Annotated in this window: 11 protein-coding genes and 1 rRNA gene; 6 read left to right on the forward strand and 6 right to left on the reverse strand. The window is 34.1% G+C overall.

Going from position 1 to position 18,195, the window contains the following annotated elements; all coding sequences use genetic code 11:
• Positions 1-30 precede the first annotated feature (30 nt).
• Positions 31-768, forward strand: coding sequence for a shikimate dehydrogenase family protein (locus tag ACYSNM_RS12230; RefSeq protein WP_461757168.1), 738 nt, complete (start codon positions 31-33; stop codon positions 766-768).
• A 257-nt stretch (positions 769-1,025) separates the two neighbouring features.
• Positions 1,026-2,906 (forward strand): DUF349 domain-containing protein, encoded by a 1,881-nt coding sequence (locus ACYSNM_RS12235; protein ID WP_461757169.1) that lies wholly within the window; start codon positions 1,026-1,028, stop codon positions 2,904-2,906.
• Positions 2,907-3,014: 108 nt separating this feature from the next.
• Here ACYSNM_RS12235 and ACYSNM_RS12240 read toward each other — a convergent pair whose 3' ends face one another.
• Positions 3,015-4,283, reverse strand: coding sequence for a tetratricopeptide repeat protein (locus ACYSNM_RS12240; RefSeq protein ID WP_461757170.1), 1,269 nt, complete (start codon positions 4,281-4,283; stop codon positions 3,015-3,017).
• A gap of 51 nt (positions 4,284-4,334) precedes the next feature.
• Positions 4,335-6,887, reverse strand: coding sequence for a DNA gyrase subunit A (gyrA, locus tag ACYSNM_RS12245; protein ID WP_461757171.1), 2,553 nt, complete (start codon positions 6,885-6,887; stop codon positions 4,335-4,337).
• A 246-nt stretch (positions 6,888-7,133) separates the two neighbouring features.
• Between gyrA and ACYSNM_RS12250 the strand changes: the two genes are divergently transcribed.
• From ACYSNM_RS12250 to ACYSNM_RS12260, 3 genes are all read left to right on the forward strand, one after another.
• The gene (locus tag ACYSNM_RS12250) at positions 7,134-9,686 is read left to right on the forward strand and encodes an ATP-dependent Clp protease ATP-binding subunit (RefSeq protein ID WP_461757172.1); all 2,553 of its coding nucleotides are present in this window, start codon (positions 7,134-7,136) and stop codon (positions 9,684-9,686) included.
• 224 nt (positions 9,687-9,910) lie between these two features.
• Positions 9,911-11,275 (forward strand): 30S ribosomal protein S6--L-glutamate ligase, encoded by a 1,365-nt coding sequence (rimK, locus tag ACYSNM_RS12255; protein ID WP_461757173.1) that lies wholly within the window; start codon positions 9,911-9,913, stop codon positions 11,273-11,275.
• Positions 11,276-11,329: 54 nt separating this feature from the next.
• The gene (locus ACYSNM_RS12260; RefSeq protein WP_461757174.1) at positions 11,330-12,493 is read left to right on the forward strand and encodes an LETM1-related biofilm-associated protein; all 1,164 of its coding nucleotides are present in this window, start codon (positions 11,330-11,332) and stop codon (positions 12,491-12,493) included.
• On the opposite strand, the gene ACYSNM_RS12265 is transcribed toward ACYSNM_RS12260, so the two are convergent.
• Positions 12,490-13,140 (reverse strand): carbonic anhydrase, encoded by a 651-nt coding sequence (locus tag ACYSNM_RS12265; RefSeq protein WP_461757175.1) that lies wholly within the window; start codon positions 13,138-13,140, stop codon positions 12,490-12,492. The two genes, ACYSNM_RS12260 and ACYSNM_RS12265, sit on opposite strands and share 4 nt — an antisense overlap.
• 9 nt (positions 13,141-13,149) lie before the next feature.
• Positions 13,150-13,794, reverse strand: a complete 645-nt coding sequence (locus ACYSNM_RS12270; RefSeq protein WP_461757176.1) for a carbonic anhydrase family protein — start codon at positions 13,792-13,794, stop codon at positions 13,150-13,152.
• A gap of 390 nt (positions 13,795-14,184) precedes the next feature.
• On the opposite strand from ACYSNM_RS12270, the gene metK reads away from it, so the two are divergent.
• A complete protein-coding gene (gene metK / locus ACYSNM_RS12275) occupies positions 14,185-15,480 on the forward strand; it encodes a methionine adenosyltransferase (protein ID WP_461757177.1) in 1,296 nt (431 codons plus the stop codon).
• Between the two features lie 151 nt (positions 15,481-15,631).
• Here metK and ACYSNM_RS12280 read toward each other — a convergent pair whose 3' ends face one another.
• Together ACYSNM_RS12280 and rrf are read right to left on the reverse strand one after the other, a co-directional pair.
• Positions 15,632-17,557 carry a polysaccharide biosynthesis protein gene (locus tag ACYSNM_RS12280; protein WP_461757178.1) on the reverse strand — a complete coding sequence of 642 codons (1,926 nt, stop codon included), beginning with the start codon at positions 17,555-17,557 and terminating at the stop codon, positions 15,632-15,634.
• Between the two features lie 516 nt (positions 17,558-18,073).
• Positions 18,074-18,183 (reverse strand): 5S ribosomal RNA (rrf, locus tag ACYSNM_RS12285).
• Positions 18,184-18,195 lie beyond the last annotated feature (12 nt).

The following is an 18,195-nucleotide window of genomic DNA, read 5'->3' on the forward strand; positions in this document are numbered from 1 at the left end:
CCTTTGAAATAGCTTTTTAAGCTATAAAACATGACAAAAAACTACGGATTAATAGGTAAGAATATTTCTTATTCTTTTTCGAAAAACCACTTCACAGAAAAATTTGAAAAAGAGAATCTAAAGAATCACTCTTACCAAAACTTTGATTTGCAAAGTATAGAGGACTTCGAAGGTATCTTCAAAGACCATAAAAATATAGAAGGACTAAATGTTACTATCCCATATAAAGTGGAAGTTATCCCCTATTTAGATTCTCTAGGGAAAACAGCCAAAAAAATAGGCGCTGTAAATACTATTAAAGTAACTAAAAAAGGTAAATTAAAAGGGTATAATACGGATTGGTATGGTTTTTACCATTCGTTAAAACCACTTTTAAAGTTACGTCATAAAAGAGCTTTAATCTTAGGAAATGGCGGAGCTAGTAAAGCCATTGAATATGCCCTTGATAAATTAAAAATAGACTATACCATAGTAAGTAGAAGTCCAAAAAAAGGACAACTATCCTATGAGCAAGTAACACCGGAATTACTTCAAAAATATAAAATTGTAATCAACACTACTCCTTTGGGTACTTTTCCTAATGTAGAAGATAAGCCCCTTATTGACTATAGTGGTTTTACCCCTGATCACATTGCTTATGATTTAATTTACAATCCAGAACAAACTGCCTTTTTAAAACAAGCAAGCCAAAATGGAGCAGTAACTATCAATGGTTACCCTATGCTTGTTTTACAAGCCCAAAAAGCCTGGAAAATATGGAATAAATAAGTTATACCAACTTATCACTATAAAGATAACGCCCTAAGACAATTACTGTTCTTAGGGCGTTTTTCTTTGCCCTTATCCCAAGCAAGTATGCCTAAGGTAAAGTACTTGGAGAAATAACGAGCTTTTTTCAGCTAAAGTAGCCCTAAAGAGAGGGTTAGCTACAAATAATGGGAGTATTTTGTTTTTTTATCAGTAGAATTGACTATATTGTAGTAAAATACAAACAAATAATTGTTCAACGTAATAGTTTTTTAATTATGCACAACCAATCGAATGATAACCTGCAAGAGCTAGCAGATGGACAAAACAACCAATCCAATACTACTAAGGACACTACTCTGGCTTCTATCACGGCAGTTAATGCTGAAATAGGAGAAGAACAAGAACTAAGTAGTGCACAAATCATAGTAGATAACTTGGACTATGAACAAATGGATTTAGCTTCTTTAAGTAATGTATTAAAAGACCTAACCGAAAACCATCCTATTAAAAACATTAGGGACAATATTGAGCAAATCAAAAAGAATTTTATTCAAAAGTACGATGACCTATTCGAGCAAAAAAGGGATGCTTTTCTACAAAATAACCCGGATGCTTTAGAAAGCGATTTTGAATTTAAATGCGCCCCTAAGGAGCAATTTGATCATTACTATAAACTATACAAACAAAAAAGAAATACCTACCGCCAAGAACTTGAAGCTCGCCTGCAAGCAAACTTAGAGAATCGTCTACAGATCATTGAAAAGATCAAAGATATGGTAGAAGATAAAACCTCTACCAAGGTTTCTATAAAGCAATTAAATGAGTTAAGAGACCAGTGGAATAAAGCAGGATCTATTCCAAAGGATAAATATGAAGATATATGGAGTAATTACCATTTTCAAGTAGAAAGATTTTACGACTTATTACAACTAGATAATGAAACAAGACAACTGGACTTTAAACATAACTTAGAACAGAAACAACGCCTTGTTCAACGTGCAAAAGATCTACTAGAAAAAAGTGATGTAATTGCTGCCTTCAATGAATTGCAAATCTTACATCGTACTTGGAAGGAAGACATAGGACCAGTATCTAGAGAAGTGAGAGACCAAGTTTGGAAAGAATTCTTTGAAGCAACTAAAGCCTTATATGCTAAAAGAGAACTTATCCTTGATCAACTACGACAAGTAGAAAGAGAAAATCTACATGCAAAAGTTGCTATCATTAGCCAGATTGATCAATTGTCTAAACAAGACTTTGACAGCCATGGCGCTTGGCAAAGAGAAATAAAAAAAGTAGAGCAATTACGCGCTAAATACTATACTATTGGCAAAGTTCCCAATGAGAACAGTGATGAAGTTTGGGACTTATTTAAACTTGCAACTAGAAACTTTAATACGCAAAAAAACAACTTTTATAAGCATTTAAAGAAAGACCAACAGGCCAACTATATCAAAAAAACCGCTCTTCTAGAAAAAGCGATGGAATTAAAGGATAGTACAGACTTTGCCATGGCTACTCCTATTATGAAAAAGATCCAGCTGCAATGGAGAGAAATAGGTCATGTACCAAAGAAACATTCTGATAAACTATGGAAGTTGTTTAAATCTACCTGTAATCACTACTTTGAGAATCTACACCAACAGGCTGCAAAAACCTTGAAGGAAGAGGAATCTAGTTTTACTCGTAAAAAGGAATACTTACAACTACTGAAAAGTTTTGAGCTATCTGGAGACCATAAAACAGACTTAGCAGAGATAAAAAACCATATCAACAATTGGAAGTCTATAGGGAAGGTACCCGATAATAAACGTTTTATAGAAGGTAAATTCAATAGATTACTCGATACTTTCTTTGCCAAGTTAAACCTTAGTAGAAGAGAGACCGAACAGGTTAAATTCAAAAATAGATTGGACTCAATTTTGGATTCTAACGATACTAGAAAGTTGCAAAATGAAGCTGTTTTTATTCAACGTAAAATAGAGGAATTACACAATAATACCTTACAGCTAGAGAACAACCTAGCTTATATTCAAAACCCTGCTCCTAATAACCCACTTGTAATGGAAGTACATAAAAACATTTATAAGTTGAAAGAGGAAACCAAAATATGGGAAGATAAATTAAACAAAATAAGAAACTTAGAAAACGAGTAAGTTCTACAAATCATAGCCCTTTTTGGGATAATAAAAACCAAGGAGGATAGAAATAAAAAAAGCGATCAAATTAAATTTGATCGCTTTTTTTGTATTATAAGTAAAGGATTATCCTTTTGCATTTAATGCGTTTAACTTATCTGTCATCTCTAAAGCATTGTAAATACCTTTAAGAGTTTGAACAGCTTCTTGGTTATCTGGATTAATAGATATTACCTTTTCTAAGTCATTCATTGCATCTCTATACATTTCTTTCTTTTTAGCTAAAAGAGCTTCGTACTTCTTATTATCAGCAGCACTCATACCAAGACTATTCATCTCATTGGTAATCTCCTCATCCTTTTGTAATTTTAAGAATGCTAAGTTTAAATAAGCATTTTCACTCTTAGGATTAACGCGGATTGCCTCTAGGTAATACTTTCTAGCTTCTTCTAAGTTCCCTGCTTGGAAACTAGTTACTCCTAAGTTGTATAATAAAACATCATCATTAGGATTTTTAGCTAAAGCCTCACGTGCAAGCTCTGTATATTTACCCATATTGTTGGATTTTAAATATAAATCCATATGTGTAAGTAAAAGGTTGATATCCTCAGGGTTAGATTTTCTAGCCTCTACAATTGCTTGTTCTGCTAAATCAAACTTTCCTTCTTGGTAGTAAATTAAAGCTAAGTTTTTGATGATTTCTGGTCGTTTAGACTCCTCAACTACTTTCTCTGGAGAAGAGTGAGTTCCTTGTTTTACCATTAAATCACGCATCTTAGAATCACTTCCGAAGTTTTGTACTTCACCTGACTCATTCTCTACTGCTGTGTAGTAAGAAGAGCTTCCATCATATCCTAAGTCTAATAATTGTTTGTAGTATGTAGCAGCTTGGTCAAAATCTTGAGCATTAATAGCTGTAGAAGCAGCATAATACAAATAAATAGTGTCTTTTGGATTTAATTGAAACGCTTGGTTAAATCTACGAGAAGCACCCTTAAAATTTGAAGAACTATTATCTTCAATAGCAATATTTACTACTTTATTAGCAACAGATAAAAGTTCTTGATCTGCTACTTGAATTAACTTACTGCTTTTGTTAGGTTCTACCTCAGTAAGCTTCTTATAAGAAGCTAGTACTTTATCCACATTACTATCTACATCTACATTCTTCTCTACTTGTTGGTAAGCAAGATTAGTTTGTAATGCATAGTATTGTGCTTGTTGCTCTTTAGTAGCGCTACCTAAAAGTGCTTCTACTGTTTTCAAAGCAGCAGTAGCCTCTGTTACATCTCCTTTTTTCACTGCTTTTTCAGCATCTTTTAGCTCTTTTTTCTGAGCCATAGATAATCCTGAAATCATTAAAGCAGTAAATAAATAAGCATACTTTTTATTCATCTTTTATAGTTTTTTAATTTGACAAAATAGGTATCTATTGATTAGCAAAAATTATTCCTGATCTTCTTGATCTTCCTGCTCCTCTTCTAGATTTTGGTGCTTAAATAAATCTCCTGTTTCTCCTTCTTCTAAAGGCAATTGATGTAAAGTAGACTCATCTTCATCTTCGTCTTTCATTACCTTACAAACCGCTGCAATAGAGTCCGTATCTTTAATATTAATTAATTTCACTCCTTGTGTTGCACGTCCCATAACACGAAGTTCAGAAACACGCATACGAATAGTTAATCCCGATTTATTAATAATCATTAAATCATCTTGATCGGTAACCGAACTAATAGAAACTAATTCTCCTGTTTTATCGGTGATGTTCATGGTTTTCACCCCTTTTCCACCACGGTTGGTTTCACGGTACTCATCTAATGCAGAACGTTTTCCGTATCCATTTTCCGATACTACAAGAATTTCACTTGTCATATCACTTACAGAAAGCATGCCAATTACTTCATCCTTATCATCCGCTAGAGTAATTCCGCGAACTCCTGAGGCAGTTCTACCCATTGGGCGAGTTTTTTCCTCATCAAAACGAACTAATTTACCAGAGCGAACTGCAAGTAGTACTTTACTCTTACCATCGGTTAATTTAGCTTCTAATAGCTCATCATCTTCCTTAATAGTAATGGCCATAATACCATTTTGACGTGGTCGAGAATATTGCTCTAAAGGTGTTTTCTTCACTTGACCTTGCTTAGTAGCCATAATCACATAATGATTATTGATGTACTCTTCGTCTTTTAAGTCCTGTGTACAAATAAATGCTTTCACCTTATCGTCATTCTCAATATTGATTAGGTTTTGAATAGCTCTACCTTTACTTGTTTTAGTCCCTTCTGGAATCTCGTAAACTCTCATCCAGAAACATTTTCCTTTCTGAGTAAAGAATAACATATATTGGTGGTTGGTAGCAACATACATATGCTCTAAGAAATCTTGGTCTCTTGTTCCAGCAGATTTTTGTCCTACTCCTCCTCTATTTTGTGTCTTATATTCTGAAAGTGGTGTTCTTTTAATATATCCAGCATGAGAAATAGTAATAACTACTTGCTCATCTGCAATTAAGTCGGTGATACTAACATCCCCACCAGCATATTCAATTACTGATCGGCGCTCATCTCCGTATTTATTTTTGATTTCGATTAATTCTTCTTTGATAAGATTCATTAAAAGATCTTTGTTTGCTAATAATTCACGTAAGTGAGTAATTAACTTCATGATTTCTTCGTACTCACCACGTAGTTTATCTTGCTCTAGTCCTGTTAATTGACGTAGACGCATCTCTACAATAGCACGAGCTTGAATATCACTTAAGCTAAAACGTTCGATTAATCTTGCTCTTGCCTCTTCTGGATTAGAAGAAGAACGAATAATAGCAATTACTTCATCAATATTATCAGAAGCAATAATTAATCCCTCTAATATGTGTGCTCTTTCTTCTGCTTTTCTTAATTCGAATTGTGTACGACGAGTCACTACATCTAAACGGTGCTCTACGAAGTAGAAAATTAACTCCTTTAAATCTAAAGTATGAGGTCTTCCATTTACAAGAGCAATATTATTAACACTGAAAGAAGACTGTAATTGAGTGTATTTATATAAGGTATTTAAAACGATGTTTGGAACAGCGTCTCTTTTTAAAACGTATACAATACGCATCCCTTTACGGTCGGATTCATCTCTAATTGTCGAGATACCTTCGATTTTCTTATCATTGATGCTTTCAGCAGTTTTTTTAATCATTTCTGCTTTATTCACCTGATAAGGGATTTCCGTTACCACGATACACTCTCTTCCATCCACTTCTTCGAAATTTGCCTTTGCACGCATTACAACACGTCCACGGCCCGTCTTGAAAGCTTCTCTTACACCTTCATAACCATAAATTACACCACCTGTTGGGAAGTCTGGAGCCTTAATGTACTCCATCAACTCGTCGATAGTGATATCGTGATTATCAATATAAGCTAAAGTTCCATCGATTACTTCTGATAAGTTGTGGGGTGCCATATTAGTTGCCATTCCCACTGCAATTCCAGAAGCACCATTCACAAGTAAGTTTGGTACTCTAGTAGGCATTACCGTAGGCTCGTGCAATGTATCATCAAAGTTCAGTTGAAAATCAACTGTCTCTTTGTCGATATCGGCAAGAATTTCCTCCGAATACTTTTTCATTCTCGCTTCTGTATAACGCATAGCCGCAGGGCTATCACCATCCACAGAACCAAAGTTACCTTGACCATCTACTAGCAAGTATCGCATACTCCATTCTTGAGCCATACGAACCATCGCATCATATACCGAAGTATCTCCATGTGGGTGATACTTTCCTAGAACCTCTCCTACAATTCTAGCAGACTTTTTATGTGCTCTATTAGATAAAGTACCTAATTCGTACATTCCAAATAATACTCTTCGATGAACAGGTTTTAAGCCATCTCTAACATCCGGAAGAGCCCTAGAAACAATTACAGACATTGAATAATCAATGTAAGCCGACTTCATTTGCTCTTCTATGTTAATAGGAATCAACTTTTCTCCTTCAGACATAAGTATATAAAATTAAATTTCTCAAAATATTAAACGTGCTAATATATGGATTTCGTGGCTTTATTCCATATCTTTTAACAAGTATTTACCCCAGAAAATATGCTTTTCGATTTTTTTTAAAAAAACTTAAGCACATATTTTTTTAATAGCTGTTTTTTTGTCATATTAGCTTATGACAGCTATAGGGCAAGGAACACTTTTTGCAATATAGTCACATATCAATATTCACCTAAATATTAATAAACAATGGAAGACAATTTTTCACAAGAGGTTAAAGATGTAATTTCCTACAGTAAGGACGAAGCCCTAAGATTGGGTCACGACTTTATTGGAACAGAACATCTTTTATTAGGCCTACTAAGAGTGGAGCAAGGTGAAGCATCTACTATCCTACGCAATTTAGATATAGACGTAGATTTTCTACGCCACAAAATAGAAACCTTAAACCCAACTACAGCTAATCATACCGTTATGAATGATAAGGCTCACTTGAGTTTAACCAAACAAGCTGAAAGAGCATTGCGTTTAACCTATTTAGAGGTTAAACTTTTCAAGAATAGAGAAATTAACACTGCTCATTTATTGTTGTGTATTTTAAAAAACAACGACGATCCAACAGCTCAGGTTTTAACTAAATTAAAAGTAGATTATGATGCTGTTAAACACCAATACCTTGGAAATGTTAGTGATGTAAATTCTGATAACCAAGATATTGCAGATCAACCTTCTGCTCAAACCTATGACCCAAGCAGTCAAAATGACAGAGACAATGATGACAATAGTGACAATTTCACTAGCAAATCTACTAAAAGAACTAAAACTCCAGTTTTAGATAATTTTGGTAGAGATTTAACAGAAATGGCCGAGAATGGCAAACTTGATCCAGTAATTGGGAGAGAGAAAGAAATTGAGAGAGTATCTCAAATTCTAAGCCGTCGTAAAAAAAATAATCCTTTATTAATTGGAGAACCTGGAGTGGGTAAATCTGCTATTGCCGAAGGTTTGGCTTTGCGCATTATCCAAAAGAAGGTTTCTCGTGTTTTATTCGATAAAAGAGTAGTTACCTTAGACTTAGCTTCTTTGGTAGCAGGTACTAAATACAGAGGCCAATTTGAAGAAAGAATGAAAGCAGTAATGAATGAACTGGAGAAAAACCCAGATATCATTTTATTTATTGATGAAATTCACACCATCGTTGGAGCTGGTGGAGCCACTGGTTCTTTAGATGCTTCTAATATGTTTAAGCCTGCTTTAGCAAGAGGAGAACTACAATGTATTGGAGCAACTACTCTAGATGAGTTTAGACAACACATTGAAAAAGACGGAGCTTTAGAAAGAAGATTTCAAAAAGTAATAGTGGAACCTACCTCTGTGGAGGAAACCATCATTATTTTAAACAATATTAAAGATAAATACGAAACACACCACAATGTAACTTATACACCTGAGGCACTAGTGGCTTGTGTGAAATTAACCGACCGCTATATGAGCGATCGCTTCCTTCCGGACAAAGCTATAGATGCTATGGATGAAGTTGGTTCTCGTGTTCACTTAACTAATATCAATGTTCCACAAAACATAGTGGAGCTTGAAACCCAATTAGAAGAAGTGCGCCAGGATAAAAACGACATGGTTAAAAAGCAAAAATACGAGGAAGCTGCTGAGTTAAGAGATAAGGAGAAAAAACTAGAAAAAGATCTATCCCTGGCTCAAAAAGACTGGGAGAACGACGTAAAATCTAATCGCATTGTTGTATCTGAACAAGATGTTGCAGATGTTGTTTCTATGATGACTGGAATTCCTGTTAATAGAATTGCGGAAAAAGAAATTACAAAACTAGCTAATCTACCAAACCAAATCCAACAAAAAGTAATTGGACAAGACCAAGCAGTAGAAAAAATTGCCAAGGCAATTCAACGTAATAGAGCTGGATTAAAAGACCCTAATCGCCCAATTGGATCCTTTATCTTCCTTGGACAAACCGGAGTAGGTAAAACACAACTTGCCAAGGTAATTGCCAAAGAGATGTTCGATTCAGAAGATGCCTTATTACGCATTGATATGAGTGAATTTATGGAGAAATTTGCCGTTTCAAGATTAGTTGGAGCACCTCCGGGATATGTTGGTTATGAAGAAGGTGGTCAGTTAACGGAAAAAGTAAGAAGAAAGCCTTATAGCGTTATTCTATTTGATGAAGTAGAGAAAGCTCACCCGGATGTATTCAATATGCTTTTACAAGTTTTAGACGATGGACACTTAACCGATAGCTTAGGTAGAAAGGTAGATTTTAGAAACACCATTATAATTATGACTTCTAATATCGGTGCACGTCAATTAAAAGATTTTGGACAAGGCGTTGGTTTTGGAACAACTGCACGTAAAGAACAAGTTGATCAACATTCAAAATCAGTGATTGAAAATGCACTTAAGAAAGCATTTGCACCAGAGTTCTTAAATAGAATCGACGATATAATTGTCTTTAATCCTTTAGAAAAAGAGCACATTCAATTAATTATCGATATTGAATTAGACAAGCTATATAAAAGAGTTCAAGAAATTGGATATGAAATCCACCTTGAGGATTCTGCTAAGGAATTCATTGCTGAGAAAGGCTTTGACAAACAATATGGAGCTCGTCCTTTAAAAAGAGCAATCCAAAAATATATTGAAGATCCTTTAGCACAAGAAATTGTAAACTCTAAAATTTCAATCGGAGATAAAGTGGAACTTTCTATTTCTAAGGACAAAGAAGAATTAGAAATTACCGTGATACAAAACCAAAATAAGCCTACTAATTAGTAGGCTTATTTTTTTTGTATTTACTAGCTTTAAATATTTCCCTATACTTTTAAGTTCTAAAGGATAAAAAACCAACTGTTTTAAAACTAAATTAAGCCTAAAGAAAAAGGATAACTCCCCTATTTTCAAGTAAATAAAACCAAAATAAACTAGGCTTTATTTTTTTTTATTTCATAGCGAAGGATTATATTTAATATACTACATTCGCAAAATAATTTTCATATATGGTAAACAAAGTAATTGTTGGTAGTGAAGAATGGTGTTCTTTTTCTACTTTAAAAATTCCTGCTATTAAAGCAAGAGTAGATTCAGGGGCTAAAACCTCTGCTTTGCATGCGCTTAACATAACTCCTTTTGAAAAAGATGGAGAACCTTGGGTAAAATTTAATGTAAATCCCCTTCAAAATAATGGAAAAACACTTATCCATTGCGAAGCTAAAGTAATCGATAAGAGAATAATAAAAAGTTCTAGTGGAAGTAAAGAATCCCGCTTTGTGATTGCTACTAACATCGAGCTTGCCGATATGAGTTGGGAAATCGAATTAACCCTAACCAATAGAGACTCGATGGGCTATAGAATGCTATTGGGTAGAGAAGCTATGATTGGTAAGTTATTAGTAGATCCTGAACAACATTTTCTACTTGGACAACCAACTATAGAAAAAATACAAGAATATTATAATGCGGTTAAAACCGAACGTACCGGTCTTAGAATTGGTCTTTTAGCTAGTAACCCAGATTTATACAGCAACCGACGAATTATCGAAGCAGGAGAAGCTAGAGGTCATGAAATGCACTTTTTAAATTTAAAATACTGCTACATGAAACTAGATGCTAACCAACCAGAGATACATTACAGAGGAGGAAGAGTATTAAATGATTTTGATGCAGTAATTCCTCGTATACGTCCAAGTATGACCTATTATGGATGCGCCTTAACTAGACACTTTGAATCCCTAAAAGTATTTAGCTTAAATAGCGCGGCAGCTATCACCCAAAGTAGAGATAAATTATTCTCTTTACAGCTCTTGTTAAACAATGGAATAGATATACCTACTACAGGTTTTGCTAACTCTCCATTAGACACCAATGATCTGATTAAAATGGTTGGAGGAAGTCCGCTAATTATTAAACTTTTAGAAGGTACTCAAGGAAAAGGTGTGGTACTTGCTGAAACTAAAAAAGCAGCAGAGAGTGTTATCAATGCCTTTAAGAGTTTAAATGCTAATATATTAGTACAAGAATTCATCAAAGAGGCAAACGGAAAGGATATTCGCTGTTTTGTAGTAGATGGCAAAGTAGTGGCAGCTATTCAAAGAGAAGCTTTACCGGGTGAATTTAGGGCCAATATCCACTTGGGTGGTACAGCATCGGTGATAAAAGTAACTCCTGAGGAAAAGAAAATAGCCATCAAAGCTGCAAAAGCCATGAACTTAAAAGTGGCTGGTGTAGATATTATTCGCTCCGATAAAGGTCCTTTATTATTAGAGGTTAACTCCTCACCTGGTTTAGAAGGAATCGAGGGTGCAACTAATAAAGATATCGCTGCTGAGATGATTAAAGCAATAGAAAAACAAGTTAAATGGTAAAAAAGGTAACCTTTTAAAGGTTATCTTTTTTCTTAAAAGTAGTAAACATACAATATGAACCCTTCTGCTAATGGTTGGATAAAAAAGTATTTTTCCCAACACGAGAAATTTCAATTATTCCCTAACCATTCTAAAAAAGAAATAATAGCTAAGGTAAGACAGTTAGGTTTTACCTATGGACTATTAAATTATGAGCGCTTCCCAGAGGCTTTCCATGAATTTAAATACACCCAAGTAGAGCTTTCTAAAATTTGTTATCTGCAATTATTAGAACAAGTATACTTTCATAGCAACGATAAGAGCCAGGAGTTTCTTCCTACTCTAATTGACTTCTATGAGATTCTTATACCTCATAAGAACAATTTATTTACTAAGTTATTTTCACCAAAAAAACCAGAAGATAAAGTAGAAGAAATTTTCACTAGTAGATGGAAAGATCACTTTTTCTCCCAAAGTGCCCAAAACGATTTAGTACTAAATATGATTTTATTGTGCTTGGACGTTTTAGCCTTTGAGAAATACCTCTTTGATAAGACTGACCCTAATGCTTATACCCAAACTTTAGCCCACTTATTAGAAGAAGTTGTATTAGCCTTTAAAAAAGACATAGACCCTAAAGGGGATCAGGATAAAAAACTAATCTCTTTTTTACAAAAGTCCATAACTATCAATAGTGATGAACATCAAAAAATTCACAAATCGGAATTAGAAATTGCTTTTATTAGCGATTTTACAGTTTGTAATGCTTGGAATAATACCACTAAAGAAATAGAATTACCGGAGTTAAACCAGCCTATTTTTGAGTTATTAGAATTGAAAAAGGATCAATTAGAGGTAAGTGCAGAAGCTTTTAAAGCCTTAGTGCAGTTAAATGCAAACAACTACCAATTTTACAAGTCTACTAACTTATTTGGCAATATACTTACTAACTCAACTTCTTATATAGAGCACCTTTTATCGCGAAATAAAACTCGCATTGTAAAAGAAATGAAAAAAGATGCCCAATTGATGAATCTTTTAGCTAAAGCTACTACTACTCCACTTACAGAGCAGGAAAAGAAAATAGTAAAAACACAAACCATTGAAGTTATTAAAACAGTACCTTCTTTGGCCATATTCTTACTACCTGGTGGAACAGTAATGCTACCGATTATACTTCGTTTTATACCTACTTTACTACCAAGTGCATTTAACGAAAATATCCAACAAAACGATTAAAGTTTTTTGAAGCTAAGCTGATATACTTCGTCTAAATCAGCATTGCTAGTAACATTTACCTCTAAGTCGGTCACGTAGCCAGAATTTAAACCATATACCCATCCGTGTATACTAAGTTCTTGGTTACGTGCCCAGGCTTCTTGTACAATAGAAGTCTTAGCTAAATCATATACTTGTTCTTGTACGTTTACTTCCACAAAACGGTTAAAGCGCTCTTGATCGCACTCTATTTGGTCTAGTTCATCATGATGAAGTCGATAAACCGTTTTAATGTGACGAATCCAGTTGTCTATAAGTCCGTAAGATTCGTTTTTCATGGCAGCTAGCACTCCACCACAACCGTAATGACCACACACAATGATATTGGTAACCTTTAATATATCCACCGCATAGGCCAATACACTAAGCATATTCATATCCGAGTGTATAACCATATTGGCTATATTTCGGTGTACAAATACATCCCCTGGATCAGCTCCTATTATTTCATTTGCAGGAACACGACTATCCGAACAACCTATCCATAAAACCGGAGGAGATTGTTTTTCACTTAGTCGCTTGAAATACTCGGGATTTATGGCCAGTTTTTTCTCTACCCACACCTTATTATTATCTAAGATTTTACGGTAGAATTCATTGTGCTTCACAATTACATCTTATTTTTTGTCAATAAATAACTCTTGTACGAAGTCTACACTTCCAGTTTCTACTTTATAAAAAGCACCAACTACTCCAATGTCTCCTTGTTCGTACATTTGTTGTAATACTGTACTTTTATCAAAAATTTGCTCTAAAGTATGAGTTACATTTTGGTAAGCAACTAAATCCACAGCTTCCTTAGAGGTGATTTCTAAATCTGGATTATGCTTTTTCACGTATTCTACCGAAGGTTGTACTTTGTCTAATAAATTAGTCAAATGACCTAATTTAGTTCCACAACAAGCTCCAGTTATTGCACCACAGTGACTATGTCCTAAAACAACGATCAACTTACATCCTGCTAACTTACAAGCAAACTCCATCGAGCCTAGGATATCATCGTTTAAAATGTTTCCAGCAATTCGAGTAGAAAATATATCTCCAAGACCTTGATCGAAAATTAATTCTGCAGAAGTACGGCTATCGATACAACTTAATACAATAGCAAAAGGAAATTGATTTGCTTTAGTACTATTGACTTGCTCTAAAAGGTTGCTATGTGCTTTTAAATTAGCAACAAATCGCTTATTACCTTCTTTTAAGAAGTTAAGTGCTACTCTAGGCGACAATGACTTTTGATCATCCACATTATGTAATCTCATATGTACTTGTTTTAAAAACGTATTGTTGGGGGACAAATGTATATAAAAATAGAATTAAAAATAGAATTTAACGAATTTATCTTGCTCTTTTTGCTAATTACACAATAAATATATGTAGAAAATAGCTATAATTCAAAGCTTAAGGAAATGTGTGCGGAAAAAACTAGACATTTTTAGACTATAAGTGTGACAAATATTCGTTAAGCTTAATATAAAGTACGAAAAAACTTGCCTTTAATACAAAATAGTTAATACATTTGCATCACAAATAAAGGGAGGAAAAATTTGAACTGATTGCAACCTCGGTAAAAAAATGCTAAAGCAGAAATATATCATTACTTCCCTTTAGCCACTTCCTCTTATTTTTTAATCTATAAAAAAATAGTAAATATGGCTTATTACTTCACATCGGAATCTGTAAGTGAAGGACATCCGGATAAAATCGCAGATCAAATTTCAGACGCATTAATCGACAACTTTTTAGCTTTTGACAAAAACTCAAAAGTAGCTTGTGAAACTTTAGTTACCACTGGTCAAGTTATTTTAGCTGGAGAGGTTAAAAGTGAAACTTACCTAGATGTACAACAAATCGCAAGAGAGGTTATTCGCAAGATTGGTTACACAAAAAGCGAGTATATGTTTGATGCAAACTCTTGTGGAATCTTATCTGCAATTCACGAACAATCAGCGGATATCAACCAAGGAGTAGATCGTTGCAACCCAGAGGAACAAGGAGCAGGAGATCAAGGGATGATGTTTGGATATGCTTCTAAAGAAACGGAAGACTATATGCCTTTAGCTTTAGACTTGTCTCATAAATTATTGCAAGAACTAGCACAAATAAGAAGAGAAAACAAAGAAGTTACTTACCTTAGACCAGATGCTAAGAGTCAAGTTACTTTAGAGTATGATGATAATAATACACCTATTAGAATTGTAACTATTGTTTTATCTACTCAACACGATGACTTCATTCAACCTGCAGATGCAAGCCCACAGGCTAAACAAGAAGCAGAAAAACAAATGCAAGCTCAAATTGAGAAAGATATTAAAACAGTTTTAATCCCTAGATTATTAGCTAAATATCCTCAATACCAATACTTATTTGAAAACCCAGAGCAAATCGAACACTTAATCAACCCTACAGGAGTTTTTGTAATTGGTGGACCTCATGGAGATACTGGATTAACAGGACGTAAGATTATTGTAGACACTTACGGAGGAAAAGGTGCTCATGGTGGAGGTGCTTTCTCAGGAAAAGACCCAAGTAAAGTAGACAGAAGTGCTGCTTATGCTACCAGACATATTGCAAAAAACCTAGTTGCTGCTGGAGTTTGTGATGAGGCTTTAGTTCAAGTTTCTTACGCTATTGGTGTTGCTAAACCAACAGGTTTATATATCAATACGTATAATACAAGTAAAACTGGATTATCAGATGGACAAATCGCACAGAAAGTAAGTGAGTTATTTGACTTAAGACCATACTTTATTGAAAAGAACCTTAAGTTAAGAAATCCTATCTATAGTGAAACAGCTGCTTATGGTCATATGGGACGTAAACCACAAACAGTTACAAAGTCCTTTACTAAACCAGGTGGAGAAACAGTTGAATTAGAAGTAGAGTTATTTACTTGGGAAAAATTAGACCGTGTTGAAGACATTAAAAATGCTTTTCAAATAAAATAAATACTATAGTACTTTATTCAAGTACCATTTTAAGCTAAGAAGCAGCAAGAGGTTAATCTTGCTGCTTTTTTTTGCTACCTATATCAAATTACTATAAACAAAAAACGCTCCTTGTAAAGGAGCGTTTTACCTATGGTATATCTTTAGTACACTATTGCACAGAGCACAATTGTTTATCTATATTTTCATACTGGGAATTCTGGCTTTTAAACTCAGGTACAATAATTTTTAATTGGCGTACTAAGTTTAGAGAATTATCCTGAAGTCCAGGTTCACAAACACTATGACAAATTTGTTCTAAAAGAGCTTTAATAGAAGTCAAGTCTTGTTCAGGTACACATGCAATCATAATCTTTTCATGATGTGTCTTAACAGTATTCTCATTATTGGCTAATAACTCTTCAAAGATTTTCTCTCCTGGACGAAGTCCTGTTATCTTAATATCTATTTCCTCTGGGTACTTATACCCACTTAAACGTATCATACGCTTAGCTAGATCCACAATCTTCATACTTTGTCCCATATCAAAAACAAATATTTCTCCCCCATGTCCCATTACGGATGCTTCTAATACCAATTGACATGCCTCTGGTATGGTCATAAAGTATCTAGTAATATCTGGGTGGGTAACTGTTAATGGTCCTCCTGCATCAATTTGACGCTTGAATAGAGGAATAACAGAACCATTCGAACCTAATACGTTTCCAAAACGAGTAACAATAAAATTGGTAACTCCTGTATCCTTTAGACAAGAAACATATAATTCAGCAGCTCGTTTAGTAGCTCCCATCACATTAGTAGGATTTACAGCCTTATCGGTAGATACCATCACAAACTTGCTTGTCTTATATTTTACCGATAAATCAGCAATAATCTTAGTTCCTTTAATGTTGGTATGAATAGCCTCATAAGGATAAATCTCCATTAATGGTACGTGCTTATAAGCTGCAGCATGGTATACGATATCTGGACGATACATAGCAAAGATATCCTCCATGGTATCAAAGTCCCTAACATTACCTACAATGTAGGCAATATCTTGAGTCTTTTTAGAAACCATAGTTTGCTGCACGTCATATAAAGCAGATTCAGCATAATCTACTAGGATCAACTTTTTAAAAGATAAACTTGCTACTTGACGCGCAATCTCACTTCCAATAGAACCAGCAGCTCCAGTAATTAGAACTACCTTATTATTAATCTCATTAGATACAATTGGATTGTCTAAGCGTATACTTTTTCTACCTAATAAATCATCAATCTTTAATTCTTTGATTTGTCTATTAGTAATCTTACCATCTAACCAATCGCTAGCCCCTGGTATAATTTTTATCTTAACAGGTAAAAGCTCTAACCATGCAGAGATTTCATTCAAACGCTCCCTAGAAATATTTTGAATAGAAATAACAATATCGTCAATTCGATTCTTATGAATAAAACTCTCTGTTATACATTTAGAATCTAAAACTCTATATCCCGCAATACGCTTGCCTACTTTAAATTCACTATCATCTACAAAGGCAATAACTTCCGTACGTACTTTAGTATCTGCTTGTAGGGCCTTTACAGTAATAATACCTGAATCCCCAGCTCCATAAATAAGTACCCTTCTTTGGTTTCTTACCTCTAAAATATAAGTATGGTAAAATTGACTATAGAATAAGCGCGCTAAACTAAGCATCACAACGGTAAAGAAAAATTGTAGGAAAATAAAGGAGTAGGAATAGCGGAAAAATTCCTCCATACTATTACCCAAGAACTCATTCCTTTGTAAAGTAGTACAAATGGTAAGAAGAACCGTAGCAAATAGACAAGTATGGAATATATTCTCTATATCTTTAATACTAGTCTGACGGATAATACCGCGGTAGGGCTTAAATATATAAAAGGAAATAGAATAACTTAAAAGTACAACAACGTACTTACTCATCATTAAGTCTACAGAGTAATTCCCAAAAAAATTCGTTAAGAATAAATTAGAAATAATATAAGTAAACGAAATAATCAGTAAATCTATAAATAAAACAATACCCCTAGGTGTATCTCGTTTAAGTTGACGCTTTAAAGCTGTTTTCATAATATAATACCTATTAACTTTTGAGTTGCCCCACTCTTTTTCCTAAAATGCAAATATACTCTAAAAAAAAGACTATATAAAATAATAAATATTCTAAAAAAAACCTTTATTTTATTAAATTTTTAATACTATTTAAAAGCTTTCATCCTTAATGAAAGCATATCTAAGTTAAAAACAGAATAAACACTGAGGATTTCTAAAAATAGATTATACTCAAGAAAAAGCGTGTTTTACCAAAAACATTTCCAAAAGCCTCTTAGACCTTCGGTTAAAAATTAATTTGCTTTCTTTTTAAAGAAAAATCCCAACAGGTTAGCAATGCATTCTATTAGGCAAACTTAGCCTATTTAAGGCATAGTAAGATCGACAAGTATAATAGAGTCTATGAGATATACATAAGGCTTAAACAGCTCATATTCCATTAAAACTCCTGGTAGGAAATTCTTCACTTAAAGTATAGCAAAGTTCATTCCAAAAAAAAATCCCCAACATAAACATGTTGAGGATTTTATAAAAGAAGGGCGGTGTCATACTCTCCCACTGGTTAGCAGTACCATCTGCGCAAGCGGGCTTAACTTCTCTGTTCGAAATGGGAAGAGGTGAGCCCCGCTGCAATAACCACCCTAAATCGGTTGTCA

It is taken from the genome of Myroides sp. LJL116 (genome assembly GCF_054871685.1).